Annotated in this window: 23 protein-coding genes; 15 read left to right on the top strand and 8 right to left on the bottom strand. The window is 64.5% G+C overall.

What is annotated here, in order from left to right; translation table 11 throughout:
• Entirely contained in the window at positions 1 to 672 is a 672-nt protein-coding gene (locus O4H32_RS07610; protein ID WP_269357990.1) for a hypothetical protein, read from the bottom strand.
• Positions 673 to 883: 211 nt separating this feature from the next.
• On the opposite strand from O4H32_RS07610, the gene tssJ reads away from it, so the two are divergent.
• The 10 genes from tssJ (at position 884) to tssA (ending at position 15,403) form a co-directional block, all read left to right on the top strand.
• The gene (gene tssJ / locus O4H32_RS07605; RefSeq protein WP_269357989.1) at positions 884 to 1,591 is read left to right on the top strand and encodes a type VI secretion system lipoprotein TssJ; all 708 of its coding nucleotides are present in this window, start codon (positions 884 to 886) and stop codon (positions 1,589 to 1,591) included.
• A gap of 11 nt (positions 1,592 to 1,602) precedes the next feature.
• Complete coding sequence (gene tssK, locus O4H32_RS07600; RefSeq protein WP_269357988.1) at positions 1,603 to 2,997, top strand: type VI secretion system baseplate subunit TssK; 1,395 nt, start codon at positions 1,603 to 1,605, stop codon at positions 2,995 to 2,997.
• Between the two features lie 3 nt (positions 2,998 to 3,000).
• Positions 3,001 to 3,675 carry a DotU family type IV/VI secretion system protein gene (locus O4H32_RS07595; protein WP_269357987.1) on the top strand — a complete coding sequence of 225 codons (675 nt, stop codon included), beginning with the start codon at positions 3,001 to 3,003 and terminating at the stop codon, positions 3,673 to 3,675.
• Positions 3,672 to 7,496 carry a type VI secretion protein IcmF/TssM N-terminal domain-containing protein gene (locus O4H32_RS07590; protein ID WP_269357986.1) on the top strand — a complete coding sequence of 1,275 codons (3,825 nt, stop codon included), beginning with the start codon at positions 3,672 to 3,674 and terminating at the stop codon, positions 7,494 to 7,496. Before O4H32_RS07595 ends, O4H32_RS07590 begins: the two co-directional genes overlap by 4 nt.
• Before the next feature lie 92 nt (positions 7,497 to 7,588).
• Entirely contained in the window at positions 7,589 to 8,077 is a 489-nt protein-coding gene (gene tssB, locus O4H32_RS07585) for a type VI secretion system contractile sheath small subunit (RefSeq protein ID WP_269357985.1), read from the top strand.
• A 55-nt stretch (positions 8,078 to 8,132) separates the two neighbouring features.
• A complete protein-coding gene (gene tssC / locus O4H32_RS07580; protein ID WP_269357984.1) occupies positions 8,133 to 9,617 on the top strand; it encodes a type VI secretion system contractile sheath large subunit in 1,485 nt (494 codons plus the stop codon).
• Between the two features lie 54 nt (positions 9,618 to 9,671).
• Positions 9,672 to 10,160, top strand: coding sequence for an Hcp family type VI secretion system effector (locus tag O4H32_RS07575; RefSeq protein ID WP_269357983.1), 489 nt, complete (start codon positions 9,672 to 9,674; stop codon positions 10,158 to 10,160).
• Between the two features lie 93 nt (positions 10,161 to 10,253).
• Positions 10,254 to 12,953, top strand: coding sequence for a type VI secretion system ATPase TssH (tssH, locus tag O4H32_RS07570; RefSeq protein WP_269357982.1), 2,700 nt, complete (start codon positions 10,254 to 10,256; stop codon positions 12,951 to 12,953).
• Between the two features lie 11 nt (positions 12,954 to 12,964).
• Positions 12,965 to 13,741 (top strand): hypothetical protein, encoded by a 777-nt coding sequence (locus O4H32_RS07565; RefSeq protein WP_269357981.1) that lies wholly within the window; start codon positions 12,965 to 12,967, stop codon positions 13,739 to 13,741.
• Positions 13,742 to 13,765: 24 nt separating this feature from the next.
• On the top strand, positions 13,766 to 15,403 hold the full coding sequence (gene tssA, locus O4H32_RS07560) for a type VI secretion system protein TssA (RefSeq protein ID WP_269357980.1): 1,638 nt from the start codon (positions 13,766 to 13,768) through the stop codon (positions 15,401 to 15,403).
• A 100-nt stretch (positions 15,404 to 15,503) separates the two neighbouring features.
• Here tssA and gltA read toward each other — a convergent pair whose 3' ends face one another.
• The 7 genes from gltA to O4H32_RS07525 form a co-directional block, all read right to left on the bottom strand.
• Positions 15,504 to 16,799: a citrate synthase gene (gltA, locus tag O4H32_RS07555; RefSeq protein WP_269357979.1), complete on the bottom strand. Its 1,296-nt coding sequence runs from the start codon at positions 16,797 to 16,799 to the stop codon at positions 15,504 to 15,506.
• 17 nt (positions 16,800 to 16,816) lie between these two features.
• A complete protein-coding gene (locus O4H32_RS07550) occupies positions 16,817 to 17,080 on the bottom strand; it encodes an FAD assembly factor SdhE (protein ID WP_269357978.1) in 264 nt (87 codons plus the stop codon).
• Between the two features lie 9 nt (positions 17,081 to 17,089).
• Complete coding sequence (locus O4H32_RS07545) at positions 17,090 to 17,806, bottom strand: succinate dehydrogenase iron-sulfur subunit (protein WP_269357977.1); 717 nt, start codon at positions 17,804 to 17,806, stop codon at positions 17,090 to 17,092.
• A 13-nt stretch (positions 17,807 to 17,819) separates the two neighbouring features.
• Positions 17,820 to 19,595 (bottom strand): succinate dehydrogenase flavoprotein subunit, encoded by a 1,776-nt coding sequence (gene sdhA, locus O4H32_RS07540; protein WP_269357976.1) that lies wholly within the window; start codon positions 19,593 to 19,595, stop codon positions 17,820 to 17,822.
• Between the two features lies 1 nt (position 19,596).
• The gene (gene sdhD / locus O4H32_RS07535; RefSeq protein ID WP_269357975.1) at positions 19,597 to 19,977 is read right to left on the bottom strand and encodes a succinate dehydrogenase, hydrophobic membrane anchor protein; all 381 of its coding nucleotides are present in this window, start codon (positions 19,975 to 19,977) and stop codon (positions 19,597 to 19,599) included.
• Entirely contained in the window at positions 19,977 to 20,390 is a 414-nt protein-coding gene (gene sdhC / locus O4H32_RS07530; RefSeq protein WP_269357974.1) for a succinate dehydrogenase, cytochrome b556 subunit, read from the bottom strand. Before sdhC ends, sdhD begins: the two co-directional genes overlap by 1 nt.
• A gap of 66 nt (positions 20,391 to 20,456) precedes the next feature.
• Complete coding sequence (locus tag O4H32_RS07525) at positions 20,457 to 21,227, bottom strand: GntR family transcriptional regulator (RefSeq protein WP_269357973.1); 771 nt, start codon at positions 21,225 to 21,227, stop codon at positions 20,457 to 20,459.
• Positions 21,228 to 21,422: 195 nt separating this feature from the next.
• Between O4H32_RS07525 and O4H32_RS07520 the strand changes: the two genes are divergently transcribed.
• The 5 genes from O4H32_RS07520 to O4H32_RS07500 all read left to right on the top strand — a co-directional run bounded on the left by O4H32_RS07520 (position 21,423) and on the right by O4H32_RS07500 (position 26,543).
• A complete protein-coding gene (locus O4H32_RS07520; RefSeq protein ID WP_269357972.1) occupies positions 21,423 to 22,412 on the top strand; it encodes a malate dehydrogenase in 990 nt (329 codons plus the stop codon).
• Between the two features lie 185 nt (positions 22,413 to 22,597).
• Positions 22,598 to 23,497 (top strand): methylisocitrate lyase, encoded by a 900-nt coding sequence (prpB, locus tag O4H32_RS07515; protein WP_269357971.1) that lies wholly within the window; start codon positions 22,598 to 22,600, stop codon positions 23,495 to 23,497.
• Between the two features lie 46 nt (positions 23,498 to 23,543).
• Positions 23,544 to 24,782, top strand: coding sequence for a bifunctional 2-methylcitrate synthase/citrate synthase (gene prpC / locus O4H32_RS07510; RefSeq protein WP_269357970.1), 1,239 nt, complete (start codon positions 23,544 to 23,546; stop codon positions 24,780 to 24,782).
• Between the two features lie 23 nt (positions 24,783 to 24,805).
• A complete protein-coding gene (locus O4H32_RS07505; RefSeq protein WP_269357969.1) occupies positions 24,806 to 26,257 on the top strand; it encodes a bifunctional 2-methylcitrate dehydratase/aconitate hydratase in 1,452 nt (483 codons plus the stop codon).
• Positions 26,247 to 26,543 carry a GNAT family N-acetyltransferase gene (locus O4H32_RS07500; RefSeq protein ID WP_269357968.1) on the top strand — a complete coding sequence of 99 codons (297 nt, stop codon included), beginning with the start codon at positions 26,247 to 26,249 and terminating at the stop codon, positions 26,541 to 26,543. The genes O4H32_RS07505 and O4H32_RS07500 overlap by 11 nt, the downstream gene beginning before the upstream one ends.
• The last annotated feature ends 113 nt before the right edge of the window (positions 26,544 to 26,656 follow it).

Raw genomic sequence — 26,656 nt, 5'->3', positions numbered from 1 at the left:
TCATTGAGACACTTCGCGCATCCGCACGAGAGAGGCAGGGGACGGCGGCGCCTGTACCGGCCGGCCCTCGGCATCCAGTTCAATGGTGTTGCCGGGAAAATGCGGCAACATGGCGGTCCGGCGTTCGCCCTGATACATGTACACCACGCGATAGGCGCTTTCGGTGTACTGCACCTGGGTCCTGGGCAGGCAACTGGTCTCGATGTAGAACTGCTGTTCCGGCAAATAGACGCCCGGCGTCGTGGGAGCCAGCAGGTCCGAGGAAACCGCGTCCGGAAACAGGAAATTGAACACCACATTGCCCAGAATGGCGCCCACCAGAGAGACGCCAGCCACCACCGGCAGCTTGGTCGGGAAATATTCATAGGCCAGCTTCCCCAGGCCATAGCCGCCCATCACTGCGCCGGGACCTGCCAATGCGCCCACCGCCATGCCCCCCGCCGCCGTGGGATACACCCATTTCCGATGCGTCGGGCCATAATTGGCCGTGAAGTGATAGCCCAGCGCGCCCCCCAGAATACCGCCCAGGACCGGCTTCCAGTATTTGACCACCCAGGACTGCTGCTCGTACTGGCGCCGCGCCCGCTCGCGGTCGCTGACGATGACGTCCCAGCAGACCTGCGGACGGCTGGTCCGGGTGACGGTATCATGCGTAACAGTCAGTACGGGCACACGCTGACCCGCCCATGCGGGGCTGCCGACCCCAGCCATCAGAACCCACAAGGAGAACAGCGTGCAAACGCCTGATTTTCCTTGCCAGGCGGCCCCCGCGCGGCGCGGCCGGGAAATCAACATAAGATATACTCCCTCGTTCTGGAAAAGGGTCTGCCCATCCAGGGGCAGTGTATTTTTTTGCCCATCCTTGCACAAGGTTTCATTTTGCATGCCCCTTCTGCGCCTGTTTTTGCTGTGGATGCCGGCCTGCCTGCTGTCGCTGACGGCGGGATGCTCCAGTGTGAATTCCGCCCTCGGCGGCAATACGGCCACCGAAGCCAAGGCGGAGGTCCAGTGGGATTATGCCCGGGATGCCATCCAGATCGAGCTCGACAGCAGCCCCGACCTGAACGACTTCTTCAGCCAGCCCCACACGGTGGTCCTGGGCGTGTTCCAGACAGCCGACACCAAGACCTTCGCCGCACTCCTGAAAGACGCCGACAAGATCAAGCAGATCCTGGCCAGCGGCAATGCCGGCTCCGACGTGCTGCAACTGGACCGTTTCGTCGTCAGCCCCGACAAACACGTCATCCTGACGCTCGACCGGGTCCAGGATGCCCGTTATGTGGGGCTGATCGCAGGCTATTATTATTTTCAGGTCGACAACGCGGCCCGTCTTTTCCGCATTCCGCTCAATATGGACAGCAGTGGAATCATCAGCACCACTTATGCTGCGCAACCCGCCCATCTGGCCCTGAAACTGCGTCTGGGACGGCAGCGCATCACCAATGCCCGCAGCCTGACCTTCGATGCCGACAGCAAGCCCAATATCGAAACCGTACCGCTGAATAACGACAAACTGGAAATCGATATCGACCAGCAGGCCCGGGACGCGGCGCAGGCATCGACATCCGCCGCCCGAAAGCTGAGAAACTAAGGACCTTGCACATGGACTTTCGCACGGCCACATACTGGCACCAGGGATTATTCCTGCAACCCCAGCACCTGCAGCGCCAGGATCTGCACCAGCAGTTTCTGCAAAAGCCGCTCTACGACCTGGGGGCACCGCACGCCTGGGGGGTCGGCAAGCTGGAATTCGCGCCAGACGGCCTGGCGGCCCAGCACATCGACATCCGCGAAGCCCAGCTTATTTTCCGCCCCAATACCTACGTCGAATTCCCCGGCAATGCACTCATCGCGCCGAGGGACTTCAGCACGGTCTGGACCGACACCGATCAGCCCCTGGACGTCTACCTGGGCCTGCGCAAACTGGCTGTCGCCCATCCCAACGTCACCGTCGTCGATGCCTTCGAGGACGCCACCAATGCGGCCACCCGCTATGCTTCGCAGGCCGACGGCCAGGAAACCCCCGATCTGTATGGCGACGGCCCGGTCGCACAGGTTCCCATCCTCATGCACATCGTGCGGGTGTTTTTCGGCACCGAACTCGATTCGCTGGATGACTACGACCTGATCCCCATCGGCCAGTTGCAGCGCGTCAACGACGTGATCCAGTTCAGCGCCACCGAGATGCCGCCCTGCTACCGCCTGTCGGGCTCCGCTCTCCTGGCCAACCTGCTGCGCGACATCCGCGACGAGCTCTCGGGGCGCATGCGCCAGCTGGCCGAATACAAGGTTTCGCAGGATCTGCAACGGCAGGAACTCGACCCCGGCTATTTCATGCTGATGCAGGCGCTGCAGGCCCTGAACCGCCAGGTGCCGACCCTGACCCATCTGGCGGAAACACCCCAGGTCCATCCCTGGACGATTTATGGCGCCTTGCGCTGCTGCGTGGGCGAACTGAGCACGTTCAGCGAACAATACGATGCCATGGGCCGACGTCGCGATCTGCCCGCCGACGAGGGCCTGCCGGCCTACGACCATCTGCAGCCCTATGCCTGCTTCCAGGCGGCCCGGCAACTGATCAGCCGGCTCCTCAACGACATATCCGCCGGCCCGGAATTCCGCGTCACGCTGGAGCCCATCGACGGCTATCGCGTCGCCACGATTGCCCGCGACCATTTTGCGGCACGCAACCGCTTCTATCTGATGTTGCAATCTTCCAAAAAATGGGACGCGACCACCCAGGATTTTCTGCGCCTGGCCCGGCTGGCGGCGCCCCATGCCCTGCCGGCTCTCATCGACCATGCCCTGCCCGGCACCGACCTCATCGAAATCAACACGCCGCCCCAAGGCATGCCCAAGCGGGCCAATGCGCGCTATTTCCGCATCGAACAAATGAGCGCCGAATGGGAGCAGATCGTCCAGGCGGCGGAAATCGGGCTGTTCTGGCCTGACGCTCCGGACGACCTGCGGGCGCAAATCATCGTCCTGCGAGGCTGAGCCATGACACTCGTCGACTGCTTCACGCTGCTGATGGCCCGCATTCAGGATTTCCAGCGCCAACCCGAGAATGCCTCGCCCGAAGATCTCTCCCGCAACCTCGACCAGTTGATCGATCAGGCCCAGTCCCGGGCACTCCGGCATCACATCGACACGGAGACGTTCCAAGCCGCCCTCTATCCCGTGCTGGCCTGGGCCGACGAAACCGTCTCCCGCAGCCACCGCTGGCCCGACGAACACGCCTGGCAGCCCTTTCTGTTGCAGCGCCGCTATTTCCATACCGGCCTGGCCGGGCGCGAGTTCTTCGAGCGCCTGGAACAGCTGGGCGCCCAAGACCACACCCTGCGCGAAGTCTATCTGCTGTGCCTCTGCCTGGGTTTCCAGGGCCGCTACAGCGCCGCCGGCAACCTGTCCGAGCTGGCGAACATCCGCATGAAACACTACCGCTTGCTGCCTCAGGCCGACATGCATCCATCTCAGGCCGACGCGCATCTGTTCCCGGCGGCCTACCCGGGGCAAGGCACCGCGACGGCGCGACGCGGCCGATTCCGGCGCCTTAGCCTGCAGCGCCTGCTGCTGATCCTGGCGCCGCCCTTCATCGTCCTGGCGCTGGCGCTGATCATGCACACCCGATTAACGCAGGCCGTGCTGGAATTCCGCCAGACCATCAACCTATGAAAACCTTTTTGCTCCGGTTTCTGCTGCTGATCGCCCTGGCCCTGTTCAGCTGGATCCTGGCCATGTATCTGATGTGGCCCGGCTGGGGGGCGCCCGCGATCTTTTTCGGCCTGATCGGCGGCTGGCTCAGCTACAAGCTGCTGCGGCGACTGTGGCGGGTGGCCCGGTCGCGCGCCAAGCTGGCAGCCTCCGAGGCGCACGGACGCACGCGATCCGACACAACCACCAGCCTGACCCGCCTCAACCAGAAATGGAAGCAGGCCATCAGCCTGCTGCGTCATTCCAGCCTGCGCCGCCACGGCAATCCCGTCTATGCCCTGCCCTGGTTCATGGTCATCGGCCAACCGGGCAGCGGCAAGACCACAGCCATCACCCAGTCCCAACCGGGCAGCCTGATCCGAGGCACAGCCGCACAGGACGCCACGGGTCCGACCGAGAATTGCGAATGGTGGTTCCTCAATCGTGCCGTCATCCTGGATACGGCGGGCCGCTACGTGGCCGCCGGCAACACGGACACCGACCAGGCCGAATGGCTCCGCATCCTCGAACTGCTATCGAAATATCGCGTCCGAGAAGGCATCAACGGCCTGGTCCTGTGCGTCACGGCCGACCAGGTGCGCCACACACCCGAAGACGTCCTGGCCCGCCAGGGCCAGGCCCTGCGTGAACGCATCAACCAGTTGATCCGCCTGTTCGACCGGCGCTTTCCCATTCATCTGCTGATCACCCAGTGCGATCACATCCCCGGCTTCGAAGCCTGGTCCGAAATCCTGCTGGCCGACCAGTTGGGCCAGGCCATGGGCTTTACGGGCGTGCTGGCGGACGGCGACGGGGCCGAAGCCCATTTCGCCGACCAGGCGATCGACGCCATCACCGCCCGCTTGCGTCAGTTGCGCCTGGACCGGGCCATCCAGGGAAAGGACCTCAGCCCGGAATTCCTGCTGTTTCCCGACGAGGTCGAACGACTTCGCGCCGGACTGAAGCAATTCCTGGCCGCCTGCATGGGCAGCAGTCCCTATCTGGAGCAGCCCTTGCTGCGCGGCGTGCACCTCACCAGTGCCAGCCAGGATGGCCAGCACTGGCCCGACATCCTGAGGGACCAGGCGGGCGCACCCCGCCCAGCCCCGCCGCGCAAAGGCCTGTTCCTGCACGACGTCTTCGAATACGTCCTGCCCGCCGACAGGAATGCCTGGCAACCCACTGTCATCATCGACCGCTGGCGCCTGGCCACCCGCAACCTGGCCATGGTCGCCTGGTTCTGCCTGTGCCTGGCCGCCCTGGGCTTCCTGCTGGTGTCCTACTACCAGACTCGAACCAGCCTGCGCGAGATCCAGAACGCCTACCCCAGGATCGCCCTGGACCAGCGGGATCAACCGATCGCGCAGCGTGTCCAGGCGCTGCAGGATATCCTGCGCATCATCGACCTGATCGGCGATCACGAACGACAATGGACCAGCCGCTGGCTGGCCTTCAGCCCGGATCTGCTGGATCTCGAGGACGACATCAAGGCCAGATATGTGGGGGGCTATCGCAGCCTTCTGCAGCGCAACCGGCACGATGTCATCATCCCGGCCCTGCAGCATGACGGTGCGCAGGACGAGCAGGCTTATGCCAATGCCATCCTCACGCTGGTGCGCAGCATCAACCAGACCCAGGCGCGCATCGACGGCGCCGACTACAGGCAACTGCTGCGGATGCCGCAGGCCCCTGCCCAGATCAACACGACACTGGGCATGGATCTGCCCTCATCGCTGGACGACGCCTCGGCTCAGATGGCAGCGGCCTTCAAGGCCTGGAGCCCCAGTCAAGCCTCCTGGCTGAAGGACAACCTGGACTCGGACCGCGCCTTGCTGCAACAGGCCATGGGGCAGATCGACCATCTGCCCTGGCTGCTGGATTGGGCCAACCGCCAGCCCGGCCTGACCCCGGTCACCCTCCGCGATTTCTGGCTACCCGGTTCGCAAGGTCCCAATCAGGGCGAAATCCCGCCCGCCATGACCTGGGCCGGCTACCAGCGCATCGAAGCCCTGCTGGACGAAATCAGCGAGGCCTTGAATCAGTCACCCGAGTTCCAGACCCGAAGGGGCGCCTTCGAAGCCTGGTACGCCAGCGAGCGCATGAACGCCTGGCGCAGCTTCGTCTGGTCGTTCGACCAAGGGGAAAGGCTCATTACCAACGAGCCTGCCTGGCGCGACCTGGTCACCCGGGTAGACACCATCACCAGCCCGTATTACCTGCTCCTCGATCGCCTGAACACCGAGTTCAGCACCATGCCGCGCGCCACGCTGCCCGGCTGGCTGCTGTTCGCGCGCGAATTCAGTTCCCAGAGGCGGGCGGTGCAGGACAATATTTCGCTGGATCGGGCCTCGGCCATCATCGAGACCATCAACACCATCGGCACGCGGCTGCTGCACCCAACGACCAGGGATCTCGTCGACAACGCGAACCCGCTCAACGTGGGCCGCTCGATCCATGGTGTGCAGGCCTTCGCCGACTACACCAGACAATTCGACGTCGCGGCCGCCCAGGCCCTGGAAGGCACGAGCCAGTCCTATCAGCTGATGAGCAGCTACTTCGGCCAAGGCTCCGACCCCAAGGCGGCCAGCTCCGCCCTGCAGGCCACGCAAGACAGCCTGAACGCCTTTCGCCAGGCCTCGGGCTTCGATCTGCCGGACGATCAACTGATCTGGAAACTGGTCGGCGGTCCGCTACGCGTCCTGACGCTGTATGCGCTGGAACAGGCCTCTTGCCAGATCCAGCAGGACTGGGAACACGATGTCCTCTGGAAAACCCAATTGGCCGTCAGTCCGCGCGAGGCGAATGATCAGCTGTTCGGCGACCAGGGCTCAGTCTGGGCTTTCGCTGACGGTCCGCTCAAGCCTTTCGTCCAGCGCCGTGCGGAAGGCTTCACCTCCGCCAAGAAGGACAACTACAGCGTCCCGCTGAATCCCGACTTCCTGCCTTTCCTCAATCGTTCGGTCGACACGCGGGTCGAGTCGGTCGTCAAATCCAAGCAGGCGGAGGCCGCCAAGGGCAAAAGCGCCACGATCCTGATTGCAGCCCGGCCGCTGGGCGTCAATCCAGGCGCCCATGCACAACCCTATGCCGCGACCCTCTCCATCCAGTGCGCGCAGCAGGACATTACGCTGGACAATTTCAATATGGATGTCACCAACAGCTTCGACTGGTCGCCGGAGCAATGCGGCGACGTGACACTGCGCGTGGACATCGACGACCTGACCCTGACCCAGCGTTATCCGGGCCCCATGGGCATGGCGCGTTTCCTGGCGGATTTCCCGGACGGCGAGCATATCTTCACGCCGGCCGACTTTCCCCAGTCCCAGGAACGTCTCGAGGCCCTGGATGTGCGCACCATTCACGTACGCTATGCCTTTACCGGCGCCGAGCAGTTGCTGACCATGGCCGATCGGCTGGATTACCTGGCCGAAACCGAGACCCCCGCGATCGGCGCCGTGCCGGCCCGCGTCGCCCTGAAGGTCCCGGAACGGGTCGGCCAATGCTGGACGGCCGGCACGCCGCGCCAGCCGGACGGCGCCCTGCCGCTCTATATCCGCCAGCGGGCCGAACAACTGCTCAACCCGCCGCCGGCGCCCGAGCCCGAACCGGTCCCCGAGCCTCCGCCCCCTCCGGCCGCCAAGCCCGCGCCGGACCGCACGCACCGTGTGCGCGAAGGCGACACCCTGTACTCCATCGCTCGCAGCTACGGCACCACCGTCGAGGTGCTGCGGGAACTCAATCACATCAAGAACGACAATTTGATCGTCACCAACCGGGTCCTCAAAATCCCTCCGGCGCCGTGATGACATCTCCTTTCATAATTGACAGATAAAGTAACTCAAGCCACACTTTTCAAGCCCGGCCTTACCCCGGCCTGCCATCACAGGAGACTCACATGGCTACAGAAGGTTCCGTCGCACCCAAGGAACGTGTCAACATCACTTACAAGCCAGCGACGGGCGACGCCCACGCAGAAGTCGAGTTGCCGCTCAAACTCTTGATCCTCGGGGATTTCACCCAGCGCGCCGATGACCGCAGCGTCGAAGAACGCGCGCCCATCAATGTCGACAAGGACAACTACAACGACGTCCTCAAGGCGCAGAACCTGTCGCTGGACCTCTCCGTCCCCAATCGTCTCGAACCCGATTCGGACGGCAACATTCCGGTCAACATCAATTTCGAATCGCTGGCGGATTTTCAGCCCGACAACATCGTCGAAAAGGTGCCTGAACTGCGCTCCATCGTGCAGTTGCGCGATGCGCTCAAGGCGCTCAAGGGTCCGCTGGGCAACATCCCCGATTTCCGCAAGAAACTCCAGGAACTCGTTCAGGACGAAGGCGCCCGCGACCGGCTGCTGCAAGAACTCGACATCAAAGACAAATAAACAACCTTCTGGCTCCCTCGACGGAACCTCACCCGAACATACGCAGGATGCAAGCATGAGCGAAGAAGCAGCAAAACAGGAACAAGCAGGCGCAGCCCCGGAGGCCGGCGGCTCGCTGATCGATCAACTCCTGGAGACCACGCGGGTCCGTCCCGGCGATGAATCCTACGCCATCACGCGCCAGGGCATTCAAACCTTCATCTCTTCTCTGCTGGACCCGGCACGCGCCACGGATCGCATCACGGCCTCGCTGGCCGACGACATGATCTCCGAGCTCGACAAAAAGCTCTGCCGGCAGGTCGACGAGATTCTCCATCACCCGGATTTCCAGCGCCTGGAATCTTCCTGGCGCTCGCTGAAGTTCCTGGTCGATCGCACGAACTTCCGTGAAAACATCAAGATCCAGATCATGAACGTCAGCAAGGACGATCTGCTCAGCGATTTTGAAGACTCGCCCGAAGTCACCAAATCCGGCTTGTACAAGAACTGCTATACCAGTGAATTCGGCCAGTTCGGCGGACAGCCCTTCGGCGCCATCATCGCCAACTACGAATTCGGCCCGGGCTCCTCCGACGTCAAGCTGCTGCAATATTGCGCGGCGGTGGCCTCCATGTCGCATGCGCCCTTCATCGCCGCCGCCGGTTCGCAGTTCTTCGGCCTGGACGACTTCTCCAAACTGCCCGACCTGAAGGACCTGTCCTCGATCTTCGAGATGCCGCAGTACACCAAATGGAACGGCTTCCGCGAAAGCGAGGACGCACGCAACGTCGGGCTGGTGGTGCCCCATTTCCTGCTGCGCACCCCGTACGGGAACGACACCACGCCGTCCAAAAAATTCAACTACGAAGAAGATGTGTCGGCCGGCAATCACGCCTTCCTGTGGGGTAACGCCGCATTCGCCTTTGCCTCGCGCCTGACGGCCAGCTTTGCGGACTACCGCTGGTGCGCCAACATCATCGGCCCTCAAGGCGGGGGGACGGTCGGCGATCTGCCCATCTACAACTTCCAGGCCATGGGCGAGATCCAGACCAAGATCCCCACCGAAGTCCTGATTTCCGAACGACGCGAATTCGAACTGGCCGAACAGGGATTCATCGGCCTGGCCATGCGCAAGAACAGCGACAATGCGGCGTTCTTCTCGGCGAATTCCTGCCAGAAGCCCAAGTTCTTCGGCAACACCAAGGAAGGCAAGGAAGCCGAGACCAACTACAAACTGGGGACTCAGCTGCCTTATATTTTTGTGGTCAGCCGACTGGCACATTATATCAAAGTGTTGCAGCGTGAAAATATTGGTACCTGGAAGGAACGCGCGGACCTCGAAGGTGAACTTAACAACTGGATACGCCAATACGTCGCCGACATGGACGCTCCGGGACCGGAAGTCCGCAGCCGCCGCCCTTTGCGCACGGCCCAGATCAATGTCGAAGACGTGGAAGGCGATCCCGGCTGGTATCGTGTGTCCATGCTCGTGCGTCCGCACTTCAAATACATGGGCGCTTCGTTCACGCTGTCCCTGGTCGGAAAGCTCGACCGAAAGTAAACCACTGACCTTGCCAACAGAAAACGGCAACCATCATCTTCTAGGAGCTTCACCATGCCCATGCCCGGCTACCTGACCCTGACCGGCCAAACTCAAGGCAAGATCGACGGCAGCTGCACCATTCAAGGCCATGAAAACACGATCCTGGTCCAGGCGGTCGATCACACCATCGAAATTCCCAAGTCGATCCAGACCGGCCTGCCCACGGGCAAGCGCATCCACGGCCCGCTGACGATCACCAAGGAAATCGACAAGGCGTCCCCCAAGCTCTTCCAGGCCCTGACCTCCGGAGAGCAACTGACCGACGCCAAGCTCGAGTACTACCGCATTTCTCCGCAAGGCAAGGAAGAGCTGTACTACACGGTGGAAATCAAGAACGCCATCATCACTTCCATGCACAAGTTCGTGCCCATTTGCCTGGACCCCGCCAACAAGTCCATGGGTCACATGGAAGCCGTGTCGTTCACCTACGAGACCATCATCGAGACCTTCTCGCCTGATGGCATCGAGGCTCAGGACTCCTGGAACGCACCCAAGTCCTGATCGCATCACCCCGGCAACCAGGCTCCAGCCTGGTTGCCGTTTTTTCACGCACCGCATTTCCTTTTCCCTTTTCCTTTCCACGGATCGTCATCCATGCAAATCGTCGAGTTCAGAGCCCTGGTCGAACGTCTCAATCCCGCCTGCCGGGACGCACTGGAAAATGCCGCTGGCCTCTGCCTGAACCGCACGCACTACGAGATCACCCTCGAACACCTGCTGGTAAGGCTGCTCGATGACCCCAACGGGGATATCCAGCTCATCCTGCGCCAGGCCGAAATCGATCCCGGCCGCTTGCAACGCGCGCTGGAGCAATCCCTCGAATCCTTCAAGACCGGCAACGGGGCCCGGCCACAGTTTTCGCCACTCCTGCCCGATCTGTTCTCCGATGCCTGGATGGTCGCCTCAGTCGATCTCTTCGAATCGTCCATCCGTTCCGGCGCCCTGCTGGCCGCCTTTGCCGCGCGCGCCTCGTTCTACGCCAACACCAGCTACGCCGCCCTGCTCGACAAGCTCGACAAGGAGCGCGTCATCCAGCTGCTGGGCACAATCGCCCCGCAATCCCGCGAAACCGCGCTCGCCGGCGCAGGGCCTGCCAACGCCGCCGCACCCGCCGTGCGCGGGGGCGACAGCCACGGCTCGTTCCTGCAACGATTCTGCGAGGATTTCACCGCCAAGGCCCGTGCCGGCAAGATCGACCCCGTGTTCGGACGCGACCCCGAAATCCGTCAGATGGTCGACATCCTGGCCCGCCGGCGCAAAAACAACCCCATCTGCGTGGGTGACCCCGGCGTCGGCAAGACCGCCGTCATCGAAGGCCTCGCCGTGCGCATCGCCGAAGGCGACGTCCCCGATCTTCTGCAAAACGTCACGATCCTGGGGCTGGACATGGGCGCTCTCGAGGCGGGCGCGGGCGTCAAGGGCGAATTTGAAAACCGCCTGCGTGGCGTCATCACTGAAATCAAGGCCTCGCCCACCCCCATCATCCTGTTCATCGACGAAGCCCACACCCTGATCGGCGCCGGCGGTGCAACCGGCTCCAGCGATGCCGCAAATCTTCTGAAGCCCGCTTTGGCGCGGGGCGAACTGCGCACCATCGCGGCCACCACCTGGAGCGAATACAAGAAATACTTCGAAAAGGATGCGGCCCTGGCGCGCCGCTTCGAACTCGTCAAGCTCGATGAGCCCAGCGTCGAGATGGCAGTGCAGATCCTGCGCGGCCTCAAGGAACGCTACGAGCAGGTCCACCAGGTCATCATTCGCGAAGAAGCCCTGGCATCGGCAGCCAGCCTGTCCAACCGCTATATCACCGGCCGCCAGTTGCCGGACAAGGCCATCGACCTGCTGGACACGGCCTGCGCACGCATCAAGATCAATCTTTCATCCAAGCCCGACTTCATTGAAGATCTCGAACGTCAGCTGCAGATGCTGGAACGAGAAAAACGCGGTCTGCTGCGCGACATCGAAAACCACGCGCCCGCCGAGCCGGCCCGCCTGGAAGAAATCGAGCAGTCATTGACGCAAACGCAGGCCGCGCTCGACGCAGCCCGCCAACGCTACCAGGCGCAGTTCGAAGCGGCGCACCGCGTGCTCTCTCTGCGCGCCGAACGCAGCCAGGCGGCCGCACCTCAAGACGCCCCGGCCCGCGCAGACGAGGCGGACGCCGATGCGCCGCCATCCGACGCCGAAACCGCCCCGCCCCGCGACAAGGCCGCCATCGAGATCGAGCTGATCCGTGCGGAACAGGCGCTGGAAGCCCTGCAGGCCCAAGAAAAGCTCATCCACATCGATGTCTCCGGCGACACGATCGCCAAGGTCGTCTCCGACCGCACCGGCATCCCGCTGGGCAAGATGATGCGGGATCAGGCCTCCGCCGCCCTGACCCTCGAGGCCACGCTCAAGGCCCGCATCCAGGGCCAGGACCATGCCTTGCACACCCTGGCCGAAGTGCTCAAGTCCGCCCGTTCCGGCCTGCGCGATCCGGACCAGCCCATGGGCGTATTCCTGCTGGTCGGCCCCTCGGGCACCGGCAAGACCGAAACCGCACTCTCCATCGCGGACGCCATGTTCGGCGGCGAGCAGTCCATCGTCACCATCAACATGAGCGAATTCCAGGAAAAGCACACCGTCAGCCGGCTGGTGGGCTCGCCCCCGGGCTATGTGGGGTATGGCGAAGGCGGCGTACTGACCGAGGCCGTGCGCCAGCGGCCCTATTCCGTGGTACTGCTCGACGAGGTCGAAAAAGCCCACCTGGACGTCGTCAACCTGTTCTATCAGGTGTTCGACAAGGGCGTGCTCTCCGATGGAGAAGGCCGCGAGATCAATTTCCGCAATACCGTGGTGTTCCTGACCTCCAATCTGGCGCTCGACGTCATCACGGAACTGTGTGCGGGCGATACCATGCCGCCGCTGGAAGCCATCCAGGCGGCCATCCGGCCCATCCTGTCGCAGCACTTCAAGCCCGCCTTGCTGGCCCGCATGACCGTCGTCCCCTTCCTCACCCTGAAGGCCGATGCACTCAAGGGCATCGTCCGCCTCAAACTGGGCAAGCTGGCGCGCCGCATGCAGCAGAACAACAAGATCCGCCTGGAAATCGACGAGGCCGTCATCGACGCCATCACACAGCGGTGCACCGAGGTCGACACGGGGGCGCGCAACATCGACTTCATTCTGCGCGGCACGCTGCTGCCCATGCTGTCCAATACCTTGCTGACGCACATGGCCGAGGCGCGCGACATCAGCCAGGCTCGCCTGGAAGTCGACGATCAAGGCCAGTTCACAGCAAGCTTCCACTGAGCGGACCCGACATGGCCAACACATGCGCATGGTTCATCAATCTGTCCGACGACGAGGGGACGGCCCAGGCCGCCGCCCGGCAACTGCAGCCCTATGGCCTGCCCGTCAAGGGCCAGCGCTGGCCGCAGGGCCTGTCCTGGCTGGCCGCCGCGCAAGAGGCTGCCGCCGCTGACGCGGCCGTCATCGTGCTCATCGGCGACGCCCAGCGGTTTGCCGATCCCGGACTGCGGCGCGACCTGGCGCTGTTTCGTCTGATGCTGCACAGCCGGGCAGGCCGTCCGCTCAACGGGTTCACTCTCCTGAGCGGCGAACCGCCCTCCGCCGCCGGGCGCAAGACGGAACTGTCCGTGCTGGACGATTGGGAACCACTGTCCGGCAACTGGCCCGCCAAGCTCGTGGCGCGCGCCCACGCACCGATCGCCCCCGCCTGGCCGGTTCACCTGGGCCTGCATGCCCACGAACGCCTTGGCGTCTGGCTGGAAACCCATCCGCACGCGGGGGGGGCCACGGACGGCGCGCTGGTCGGTGTTTCGGGTCACGACGCCAAGATCGACTTCCATGCGGTGGGCCCCAAGGGCGGACTGCCCTCCACCACCGACAATCAATACGAAATCAAAGGCCTGCAATTCACGGCCGCCGGTACCGCCTTCGAGGCCTGGGGCTTGCGCAACCCGATCGCGCCGGACGAACGCTACTACGTCCGCCTGGAAGGCGACCCCGATCTCATCGCGCTCGGCACCCTGCCGGATGGCGAACTCCAGGACGTCACCCTGATCCGCCTGGGTTGATCCTCCGGCATCACCAAGACCCGCATGACCCTCGATACAGAATCCCTGCTGCTCCCCATTTCCGGGCCAAACCCCGGCGGCACCGACATCCGGTCCGGCGAAGAATACGACGGCCTGACCGCCGAAATCGACAAGATGTCCAGTCCGTCCAGCACAGGACAGATCGATTGGCTGAAAGTCGAAACCACGGCCAGCCGTCTGCTGGCCCAGCAGAGCAAGGATTTCATGCTGGCCGCCTGGCTGTCGGCCGCCTGGATGCAATCCCGGGGCATCGAGGGCCTGGCGGCCGGCTTGCGACTGCATGAACAATTGATCGCCCGTTTCTGGGACAGCGCCCAGCCGCCGCTCAAGCGCCTGCGCGGACGCCGCAATGCGCTGCAGTGGTGGGTTGAACGCGCCTCGGACTGGCTGGACGGCCAGGAAGAGATCGCCCCTCTTCAGCCCCCGTTTCATCAGGCCATGCTCGATGACGCCCAGTCGCTCGATACGCGCCTGGGCGAGCTGGATCCAGAATGCCCGCCGCTGCAACCCCTGATCCAACGTATCCGCCGCCTGTCACGCATCGAACCCGAGCCTCAGCCCGCCACATCCGAGGAGCGTGCGCCGTCTTCTTCCGGCACGGCCGAAATGCCCACCGGTGCGGCCGCATCCCAACCGCAGGGTGCGGCCGCACCGGCTGCCGCCTCGTCAGCGCCGTCTCCCGCGCCGGCCGCCTTCCGCCCAGGCGGAGATCAGCACATGGCCCTGGACAGCGAGGACGCCGTGCTGCATGCCATGCAGCCGGCGCTGGATCACCTTGGCCAGCTTGGCAGCGCGCTCAGGAGCCTGAGCCCGCTCAATCCCGCCAGCATCGATCTGTGCCGCCTGACGGCCCGCGCCGTCATCCTGGCCGCCCCCCCGTCCCAGCAAGGCATCACGGCCCTGATGCCACCGCCGGTAGCCATCCAGGACGCCTTCGCCACCATCATGCAGAACGGCAATGCCGAAGGACTGATCGAGTTCTGCGAGTCCCGCCTGGCCACCTTTCCCTACTGGCTGGATCTGGACCGCGAATCGGCCCGCGGTTTCAGCCTGATGGGCAGCGCCGGCGCCCCCCTGCGGCAAGCCGTCATCGATCATGTCCTGTGCTTCACCCAACGGGTGCCGGACATCGAACACCTGGCGTTTTCGGACGGCACTCCCTTTGCCAGCGAGGCCACCCGGCAATGGCTGGCCAGTTGCCGGGCCGCCCGGCAGTCCTCGGGCGACGGGCCCGCCGACCGGGCCAGCCAGGCCCTGACACAGGCACGCACCGCGCTGGCGGATGGCCAAACCGATCAGGCCCTGCAGATCTATCAGACGCTGATCGAAACCACCTGGGCCGGACGTGACCGGTTCCTGGCCCGCCTGGCCATGCTGGAAGCTTTGCCGCAAATAGCGCCCCAGGCCTCGCCTCAGGCGCTGGCCCGGCATCTGGCCGATGAGTGCCTGAAGCACGATCTGGGCGCCTGGGAACCGGACCTGGCTCGCCGCAGCTGGCAAACCATTCTGCGTGCCCTGAACCGGATGCAACCCCGGCCGGACCCTGCGGAAGACGCGCACCTGGCCGCCGCCGGGCAGGCGCTGATCGAACAGGCCCGCCTGGCCCTGGCACAATTGGACCCGGGCGCACTGCTGCGATGATCCCCTGATCTCGAAATGCAAGAGCGGGCCCATGGGCCCGCTCTTGCATTTCGAGGCGCCGTCACAGCCGCCAGGAAACCCTGACGGCCGCTGAGCGGCGTTATTTCACGTCGCGCGCCGTGGCGCCGGTGTACAACTGGCGCGGCCGGCCGATCTTGTAGTTGGGATCGGACAGCATCTCGTTCCACTGGGCGATCCAGCCCACCGTGCGGGCCAGGGCGAAGATCGCCGTAAACAGCGAGGTCGGGATGCCGATGGCGCGCTGGACGATGCCCGAGTAGAAGTCCACGTTCGGGTAGAGCTTGCGTTCCACGAAGTACGGATCTTCCAGGGCGATGCGCTCAAGTTCCATGGCCAGCTTGAACAGCGGATCATTGTGCAGGCCCAGGGAATCCAGGACTTCGCGGCAGGTTTCCTGCATCAGCTTGGCGCGCGGGTCGTAGTTCTTGTAGACCCGGTGACCGAAGCCCATCAGGCGCACGCCGGAATTCTTGTCCTTGACCTTTTCCATGAACTCGCCGACCTTGGCCACGCCGCCCTGGGCCTGGATGCTTTCCAGCATGTTCAGGCAGGCCTCGTTGGCGCCGCCGTGCGCCGGGCCCCACAGGCAGGCCACGCCGGCCGCGATCGCGGCGAACGGGTTGGTACCCGAGGAACCGCACAGGCGCACCGTGGAAGTGGAGGCGTTCTGCTCGTGGTCGGCGTGCAGGATGAAGATGCGGTCCAGCGCACGTTCCACGACGTCGTTGACCTTGTAGTCGTCGCAGGGCGTGGCGAACATCATGCGCAGGAAATTGCCCGTGTAGGACAGATCGTTCTGCGGATAGATGAAAGGCTGGCCCAGGGAATGCTTGTACGCCATGGCGACCAGGGTCGGCAGCTTGGCGATCAGGCGGATCGCGGAGACTTCGCGATGGTGCGGATTGGTGATGTCCGTGGAGTCGTGGTAGAAGGCCGACAGCGCCCCCACCAGCCCCGTCAGCACCGCCATCGGGTGCGCGTCGCGGCGGAAGCCCTGCAGGAAAGTGTGCATCTGCTCATGCACCAGGGTGTGGTGCGTGACCAGGCTGTCGAATTCCTGTTTCTGCCGGTCGTCGGGCAGTTCGCCGTTCATGATCAGGTAGGCCACGGACAGGAAATCGCAGTTCGTCGCCAGTTGGTCGATCGGGTAGCCGCGATACATCAACTGGCCCTTGTCGCCATCGATGTAGGTGATGGCGGATTCGCAGGAGGCCGTCGCCATGAAGCCGGGATCGTAGGTGAACATCCCGGTCTGGCCGTAGAGCTTGCGGATGTCGATCACGTCCGGGCCCACCGTGCCCTGGTAGACCGGAAACTCGACCGAGGGGCTGCCGTCGGAGAACGACAGCGTGGCTTTTTTATCGGATAGCTGCATGTGAATCTTCCTTTAAGTTACAGCGCTTTCATCTGCTCGACGAGCCGGCGGATGACGGGGTCGTCGTACGCCCCCGACAGGTCCGCGCGTCCCAGCAGAACATCGAGCAATTCGTTGTCGCCCATTTCGAAAAGCTGCGTCAATGCCCGGACGTCGGTCTCGGTCAACTGCGCTTCGCGGGCGTCCAGGAAGCGCGTGATGATGAGGTCGTTCTCGAGCAGACCGCGCCGCGCCCGCCAGCGCAGGCGGGCGCGGTCCAGATCGGACAGATCGCCAGACATGCCCTGACCCTAGACCGTGCGCCGCACGAGCATTTCCTTGATCTTGCCGATCGCGGCCGACGGATTCAGCCCCTTGGGGCAGACGTCCGTGCAGTTCATGATCGTGTGGCAGCGGAACAGGCGATAGGGGTCTTCCAGGTTGTCCAGCCGTTCGCCGGTGGCCTCGTCGCGCGAATCGGCGATGAAGCGGTAGGCCTGGAGCAGGCCGGCCGGGCCGACGAATTTGTCAGGATTCCACCAGAAGGACGGACAGGCGGTCGAGCAGGAGCCGCACAGGATGCACTCGTACAGGCCGTTCAGTTCCTCGCGTTCCTCGGGGGTCTGGAGGCGTTCCTTTTCGGGCGGCGGCGTGTCGTTGATCAGGTAGGGCTTGATCGAATGGTATTGATCGAAGAAGAAGGTCATGTCCACGATCAGGTCGCGCACCACGGGCAGGCCGGGCAGCGGCTTGAGGACGATGGGTTCCTTCAGTTCGCGCAAGTTGGTCGTGCACGCCAGGCCGTTCTTGCCGTTGATGTTCATGGCGTCGGACCCGCACACGCCCTCGCGGCAGGACCGGCGCAGGGCCAGGCTGTCGTCGAGCTCGTTCTTGATGCGCAGGATCGCGTCCAGCAGCATCTTGTCGGTGGGCTGCAGCTCGACCTCGAATTTCTGCATGTACGGCCGCTCGTCCTTGTCCGGATCGTAGCGGTAGATCTCGAATTTCACGATGCGTTTTTCACTCATGACGATATCCAGATTAGAAGGTGCGCGGCTTGGGCGGGATGCTGTCCACAGTCAGGGGCTGCATGCGCACCGGGGTGTATTCGAGGCGGTCGTCCTCCGAGAACCACAGGGTGTGCTTGAGCCAGTTCACATCGTCGCGCTCAGGGTATTCTTCCAGGGCATGGGCGCCGCGCGATTCCAGGCGGTTGGCCGCCGATTTCGTGGTGGCGCGGGCGACCTCGATCATGTTGGCGACTTCGAGGGCCTCGATGCGGGCGGTGTTGAAGACCTTGGACTTGTCGGCGAAATAGATGTCCTGGACTTCGGGCACCAGGTCGGCGACGACCTGCGCGCCTTCTTTGAGGAGATCCAGCTTGCGGAACACACCGCAGTGGGCCTGCATGGCCACGCGCATCTTGTTGGCCACGTCCTGGGCCTTTTCGCCCGAGGTGCGGGATTCCAGCCGGTTGACACGGTCCAGCGAGGCGTCGATGTCGGTATCCGGCAGCGGCTTGTGGCTGTGTTCGCGTTCCGGATGCTGCGACACGATGAAGTTGCCCGCCGAGCGCCCGAACACGATCAGGTCCAGCAGGGAATTGGTGCCCAGGCGGTTGGCGCCGTGCACCGAGGTCGCCGCGCATTCGCCGATCGCGTACAGACCGTTGACGATCTTTTCCTGGCCGTTGACGCGGGTGACGACCTGGCCGTGGTAATTGGCCGGAATGCCGCCCATCTGGTAATGGATCGTCGGCACGACGGGGATCGGGTCCTTGATCGGGTCGATGTTGGCGAACTTGATGGCGATCTCGCGGATCGACGGCAGACGCTTGGTGATGGTTTCCGCGCCCAGGTGATCGAGCTTGAGCAGCACGTAGCTGCCGTCGCCGCAGCCGCGGCCTTCCTTGATTTCCTGGTCCATCGAACGCGACACGAAATCGCGCGGCGCCAGATCCTTCAGTTGGGGCGCGTAGCGTTCCATGAAGCGCTCGCCGTCCTTGTTCAGCAGGAAACCGCCTTCGCCGCGCACGCCTTCGGTGATCAGCACGCCCGCGCCCGCCACGCCGGTGGGGTGGAACTGCCAGAATTCCATGTCCTGCAAGGGGATGCCTGCGCGGGCGGCCATGCCCAGGCCGTCGCCGGTATTGATGAAGGCATTGGTGGTCGCAGCCCAGATCCGGCCGGCGCCGCCGGTGGCCAGCACCGTGTGCTTGGCTTCCAGGACGTAGATTTCGCCGGTTTCCATTTCCATCGCGGTCACGCCCAGCACGTCGCCGTCGTTGTTGCGCAGCAGGTCGAGCGCCATCCATTCGACGAAGAACTGGGTGCGGGCGGCGACATTGCGCTGGTAGAGCGTGTGCAGCATCGCGTGGCCGGTGCGGTCGGCCGCGGCACAGGCGCGCTGGACCGGCTTTTCACCGAAATGGGACGTGTGGCCGCCGAACGGGCGCTGGTAGATGGTGCCGTCCGGGTTGCGGTCGAAGGGCATGCCGAAGTGCTCGAGCTCGTACACGGCGTTGGGCGCTTCGCGGACCATGAATTCGATCGCGTCCTGGTCGCCGAGCCAGTCGGAGCCCTTGACGGTGTCGTACATGTGCCATTGCCAGTGATCCTCGCTCATGTTGCCCAGCGAGGCGCTGACGCCGCCCTGGGCGGCCACGGTATGCGAGCGCGTGGGGAAGACCTTGGACAGCACGGCCACGGACAGGCCGGCCTGGGCCAGTTGCAGGGAACAACGCAGGCCGGCTCCGCCGGCGCCGACGACCACCACATCGAACTGGCGGCGCGGAAGGGATTTGTTGACAGCGGCCACGTTAGAGACTCCAGAGAATTTGACCGAAGAAGACCACCGCGGCCACCAGCCACAGGATGGTCAGGACCTGCAGGAACAGGCGCAGGCCGTCGGAATGGGCGTAGTCCATCCAGATGTCGCGCACCCCGACCCAGGCGTGCCAGGCGAGCGACAGGAAGGCCAGCGTGGCCAGCAGTTGCCCGACCGGCAGCGCGCCGAGGGTGAAGGCGAAAAAGGCGCGCCAGGAATCGAAATCCAGGCTGGGGACCAGGACCGCGTACAGGACCAGGACCAGGGTGTAGACCGCCATGATGACGGCGGTGGCGCGCTGGACGATGAAGTCGCGGGTGCCGTAGTGCGCGCCCACGACCAGGCGCTTGCGGCCGATGCGTTCTTGAGCCATTACCATGCTCCAAAAAGTTTCAGGCCGAAGACCACGGTCAGGGCCAGGGACACGCCGATCACCAGGGCGCCGGAGCGCTGCGAGGGTTCGCGCGCATTGCCCACATGCATATCCAGCGTCAGATAGCGGATGCCCGCGCAGAAATGGTGGAAATAGCCCCACATCAGGACCAGCAGCACGATCTTACAGGCCGGGTTGGCGACCCATTCCTTCATGGCGGCGAAGGTATCGGGCGACTGGACGCTTTGCGCGAACAACGGCACGATCACCAGCGGCAGCGCCAGGAACAGCAGCGCGCCGCTGACCCGATGCAGGATGGATGCTTTGGCCGCCGGGGGCAGGCGGTAACTCATGAGGTCGCTCAACCCCAGGTTACGGAACTGCGGGCGCGGCTTTGTGGCTGATTCAGACATGATGGCCTCGTAGTTGGAAGATGGAAGGAATTCGGGACTCACTCGGCATTTTCGCCCATCCGGGAGTCAATTCAAACTGTTGCGGTAATGGTAACGCTCCGTGACATAATGGCCCCGGCGCAACTCCATGGGACGGTCGCCATAGGTGTAGGCGATGCGCTCGACCTGGAGCAGCGGACTGCCGGGCTGAACCCGCAGCAGTTCGGCCTGGACGTCGGTCGCCGCCACGGCGCGGATCTTTTCCTCGGCGCGCACCATGCTGACGCCGAACTCGGTCTCGAACAGGGCGTAGACCGGCCCCCGGTAGCGCAGCAGCGATTCCAGGGTCAGGCCCTTGAAGACGCTGCCCGGCAACCAGATGTCGTCCAGAATGGTGGGCACGTCATCGAAGGACAACGCGCGCCGCATGTTCACGACCGCGTCTCCGGCGCGCAGATCCAGGGCGGCGGCGATCTCCGCCGAGGCCTTGGTGCGGCGGCAGTCCAGAATCTGGCTGCTGGACACGCCGGTGCGGCCGTCATCGGGCGTCAGGCGCAGGAACCGGTAGCGCACCCTGGCCTCGTTGTGCGTGGCCACGAAGGTGCCCTTGCCCTGGCGGCGGATCAGCAGGTTCTCCGCAGCCAGTTCGTCGATGGCCTTGCGCACGGTGCCCTGGCTGACCTGGAACCGGGCCGCCAGTTCGAGTTCGCTGGGAATCGATTCGCCCGGTTTCCATTCGCCCCGATCCAGGCCCTGCAGGATCAGGCCCTTGATCTGCTGATACAGGGGGCTGAACGCGGCGCTGTGCGGCGCGCGGCTCGGCGTCTGCGGTCGATCGATGGGGGGGGAGTCGGACATGTCGGTCAGGAGATGCTGCCGTGCGGCCATGCTACAGGATGAGACGCCGCATTTTCGCACTTCCCGGGCCGGATGTCTAATACTCTTCTGTCTTATATAAGATATAAGACCCTTGACGCTGGACGATGAAATACACTACTCTTTTCGGCATTTCGCATACCCCCGGATATCCTCTCACACTATCGGAGAATCACCATGTCCAAACCCGCCATGCGCGTCGCGGTCACCGGCGCCGCCGGCCAGATCGGCTATGCCCTGCTGTTCCGCATCGCTTCGGGCGAAATGCTCGGCAAGGACCAGCCCGTCATCCTGCAATTGCTCGAAATCCCCGACGAGAAGGCCCAGAAAGCCCTGCAGGGCGTGATGATGGAACTGGACGACTGCGCCTTCCCGCTGCTGGCCGGCATGAGCGCCCACAGCGACCCGCGCACCGCCTTCAAGGACGCCGACATCGCCCTGCTGGTCGGCGCCCGTCCGCGCGGCCCCGGCATGGAACGCAAGGACCTGCTGCAGGTCAATGCCCAGATCTTCACCGCCCAGGGCAAGGCCCTGAACGAAGTCGCCAGCCGCGACGTCAAGGTGCTGGTGGTCGGCAACCCGGCCAACACGAACGCCTACATCGCCATGAAGTCCGCCCCGGACCTGCCGGCCAAGAACTTCACCGCCATGCTGCGCCTGGACCACAACCGCGCGCTCTCGCAACTCGCCGCCAAGACCGGCAAGGCCGTGGCCGACATCGAAAAGCTGGTCGTGTGGGGCAACCACTCGCCCACCATGTACCCGGACACGCGCTTCGCCACCATCGGCGGCCAGCCCGCCCAGGCCCTGATCAATGATCCCGCCTGGATCGTCGATACCTTCATCCCCACCGTGGGCAAGCGCGGCGCGGCCATCATCGCCGCACGCGGCCTGTCCTCGGCCGCCTCGGCCGCCAACGCCGCCATCGACCACATCCACGACTGGGTGCTGGGCACCAACGGCAAGTGGGTCACCATGGGCGTCCCGTCCGACGGCTCCTACGGCATCCCCGAGGGCATCGTCTACGGCGTGCCGGTCACCACGGCCAACGGCGAATACACCCGCGTCACCGGTCTGGAAATCGACGCCTTCTCGCGCGAGCGCATGGACTTCACCCTGAATGAACTGCTCGAGGAACGCGACGGCGTCGCCGACCTGCTGAAGTAAGCCCGACGGCGGCGGACGCGTGCCCGCGAGGCCGCCCGCCGCCGAATGTCCGGCCGATGACAGACACGCCGGCCCCGCGCGGCCAGAATGCCCCTGCCGTCGACTGGAACCACGCCCCCATCCGGGGCGATTGCTGCCGCGAATCCGGGCACGCCGGGCGCCGGCGGCCCACCGGAGCGTCCATCATGACCCGTCCCGCCTCCCCCGGCGCCCTGCTTCGCCAGGCGCTGAACGAAGAATCCCCCCTGCAGATCATCGGGGCCATCAACGCCAATCACGCCCTGCTGGCCCGCCGCGCCGGCTACCGGGCCATCTACCTCTCGGGCGGCGGCGTGGCCGCAGGCTCGCTCGGCCTGCCCGACCTGGGCATCAACACGCTCGATGACGTCCTGACCGACGTGCGCCGCATCACCGACGTCTGCGACCTGCCGCTGCTGGTGGACATCGACACCGGCTTCGGGCCTTCGGCCTTCAACATCGCCCGCACCGTCAAGTCCCTGGTCAAGTTCGGCGCCGCCGGCTGCCACATCGAGGACCAGGTCGGCGCCAAGCGCTGCGGCCACCGGCCCGGCAAGGAAATCGTCGGCACGGAAGAAATGGCCGACCGCGTGAAGGCCGCCGTGGACGCGCGCACCGACAGCGATTTCTACGTCATCGCGCGCACCGACGCAATTGCCGTCAGCGGCGTGGACGCGGCCCTGGAACGCGCACACGCCTGCGTCGAGGCGGGTGCCGACGCAATCTTCGCGGAAGCGTCCTACGACCTGGACACTTACCGGAAATTTTCCAGCAGCCTGAACGTCCCCGTGCTGGCGAACATCACCGAATTCGGCAAGACACCGCTGTTCACGGTCGAAGAACTCAAGGGCGCGGGCGTGGGCATCGTGCTCTATCCCCTGTCGGCCTTCCGCGCCATGAACAAGGCGGCCGAGGCCGTCTACGAAGCCATCCGCCGCGACGGCCACCAGCACCAGGTCCTCGACCTGATGCAGACCCGCGAGGAGCTCTACGACCGGATCGGCTACCACCATTACGAAGAACAGCTCGACGCCCTGTTCCAGCAGGGCAAGCACAAGACGTCCTGACCGGACCCGCCTTCGAACCGAACCCGCTCATCCAAGGAGACCGCTGATGGCGACCAAGAACACCTCCTCCGCCCGGAAGACCCCCGTCCGCAAGGCTGCCGCGCCCAAGGCGCCCGCCGTCCAGGCCGAGGCCCCCGCCGCCGCGCCCCCGGGTCCAAAGCCCAAGAAATCCGTGGCCCTGTCGGGCATCGTCGCCGGCAACACCGCGCTCTGCACGGTGGGCCGCAGCGGCAACGATCTGCACTACCGCGGCTACGACATCCTGGACATCGCCGACACCTGCGAGTTCGAGGAAGTCGCCCACCTGCTGATCCACGGCAAGCTGCCGACGCCGTCCGAGCTCAAGGCCTACAAGGAAAAACTGCGCCGCCTGCGCGGCCTGCCCGCCCAGGTCCAGGTGGCCCTGGAAGCCCTGCCCGCCGCCAGCCACCCCATGGACGTGATGCGCACGGCCGCTTCGGTGCTGGGCTGCGTGCTGCCGGAAAAAGACGACCACAACCTGCCGGACGCGCGCGACATCGCCGACCGCCTGATGGCCAGCCTGGGCTCGGCCCTGCTGTACTGGTACCACTACAGCCACAACGGTCGCGTCATCAGCGTCGAGACCGAGGACGACAGCATCGGCGGCCATTTCCTGCACCTGCTGCACGGCGCAACCCCGTCCGACGAGTGGGTCCGCGCGATGCACACTTCGCTGATCCTGTACGCGGAGCACGAATTCAACGCCTCGACCTTCACCGGCCGCGTGATCGCCGGCACGGGGTCGGACATGTATTCGGCCATCACCGGCGCCATCGGCGCACTGCGCGGCCCGAAGCACGGCGGCGCCAACGAGGTCGCCTTCGAGATCCAGAAACGCTACGACACGCCCGACGAGGCCGAGGCCGACATCCGCCGCCGCGTCGAGGCCAAGGAGGTCGTGATCGGCTTCGGCCATCCCGTCTACACGGTCTCGGATCCGCGCAACAAGGTCATCAAGGCCGTCGCCCGCCGCCTGTCCAAGTCCGCCGGCTCGATGAAGATGTTCGACATCGCCGAGCGCCTGGAGTCCGTGATGTGGGACGCCAAGAAAATGTTCCCCAATCTGGACTGGTTCTCGGCCGTGTCCTATCACATGATGGGCGTGCCCACCGCCATGTTCACCCCCCTGTTCGTCATCGCCCGCACGGCCGGCTGGTCGGCGCACATCATCGAACAGCGCATCGACAACAAGATCATCCGCCCGACGGCCAACTACGTCGGTCCGGAAGACCGCAAGTTCGTCCCCCTGGCCAAGCGCAAATAAGCCGACTTCTTTCAGGAACCCCCATGTCCGCACCCATTTCCAACGTCCGTCCCCAGCCCGACCAGGTCCTGGTGGACATCGTCGATTACGTCTTCGACTACAAGATCGACAGCGCGCTGGCGCTCGAAACCGCCCGCAACTGCCTGATCGACACCCTGGGCTGCGGCCTGGAAGGCCTGGAATACCCGGCCTGCCGCAAGCTCATGGGCCCCATCGTGCCCGGCACCATCGTCCCCAACGGCGCCAAGGTTCCCGGCACGCAGTTCCAGCTGGATCCGGTGCAGGCCGCGTTCAACATCGGCTGCATGATCCGCTGGCTGGACTTCAACGACACCTGGCTGGCGGCCGAATGGGGCCATCCGTCCGACAATCTGGGCGGCGTCCTGGCCGTGGCCGACTGGTTGTCGCGCAACGCCGTGGCAGCCGGCAAAGCGCCGCTCACCATGCGCGCGGTGCTGGAAGGCATGATCAAGGCGCACGAAATCCAGGGCTGCATCGCGCTGGAAAACTCCTTCAACAAGGTCGGCCTGGACCACGTGGTGCTCGTGAAGGTCGCCTCCACCGCCGTGGTGTCCCAGATGCTGGGCCTGTCGCGCGAGGAAGCCATCAACGCCGTGTCCCTGGCCTGGGTGGACGGCCAGAGCCTGCGCACCTACCGCCACGCGCCCAACACCGGCAGCCGCAAGTCCTGGGCGGCGGGCGACGCCACCAGCCGCGCCGTGCGCCTGGCCCTGATGGCCCGCACCGGCGAAATGGGCTATCCGTCCGTACTGACCGCGCCGGTCTGGGGCTTCTACGATGTGCTGTTCAAGGGTCAGCCCTTCAAGTTCCAGCGCCCCTACGGCACGTACGTGATGGAAAACGTGCTGTTCAAGATCTCGTTCCCGGCCGAATTCCACTCGCAAACCGCAGTGGAATGCGCCATGCAGATCCATGAAAAGCTGAAGTCCCTGGGCAAGACGGATGCCGACATCAAGAAAATCACGATCCGCACGCACGAGGCCTGCATCCGCATCATCGACAAGAAAGGCCCGCTGAACAACCCCGCGGACCGTGACCACTGCATCCAGTACATGGTGGCCGTGCCCATCCTCTTCGGCCGCCTCACGGCTTCGGACTACGAGGACGGCGTGGCCGCCGACCCGCGCATCGACGCGCTGCGTGACAAGATGGTCTGCGTGGAGGACCCCGCCTTCACCGCCGATTACCACGATCCGGACAAACGCTCCATCGCCAATGCGCTGACGGTCGAATTCACGGACGGCACGAAACTCGATGAAATCGTCTGCGAATACCCGATCGGCCACAAACGCCGCCGCAAGGACGGCATTCCGCTGCTGGAAGCCAAGTTCCGCACGAACCTGGCCCGCCAGTTCCCGACCCGCCAGCAGCAGCGCATCCTGGACGTGTCACTGGACCAGGCGAAACTGGAAGCCATGCCGGTGCACGAATACGTGGACCTGTATGTCATCTGAAGCCCCCGCCCCGGCCCGGGCCATCCGCCACGACGAGGCCACCCACCGTTTCGAATGGACGGAGGACGGCCAGTTGTGCGTGCTGGACTATGTCCTGGACGGCGCGGTCGCGTCGTTCACGCACACGGGGGTGCCGGCCGCCGTGGGCGGGCGCGGCATCGCCGCAGACCTGGTACGCACCGGGCTGGACACGGCCCGCACGCGCGGCTGGCGGGTCCGGCCGCTCTGCTCCTACGTGGCGGCCTATGTGAAACGCCATCCGGAATATCAGGATCTGGTGGATTGACGTCCCCCGATCGTCTGCGACCCGGCGCGAGTCTTCTCGCGCCGTTTTTTTATCCGCGACCGGCCCAAGGCAAGACACCTTCCCAGGGGGCTGCCCGCCCACGTGGCGGCGTG

Source organism: Castellaniella denitrificans (assembly GCF_027214045.1).
GTDB classification, from domain to species: domain Bacteria; phylum Pseudomonadota; class Gammaproteobacteria; order Burkholderiales; family Burkholderiaceae_B; genus Castellaniella; species Castellaniella denitrificans_A.
This window is presented reverse-complemented; position numbering and strand designations above follow the sequence as displayed.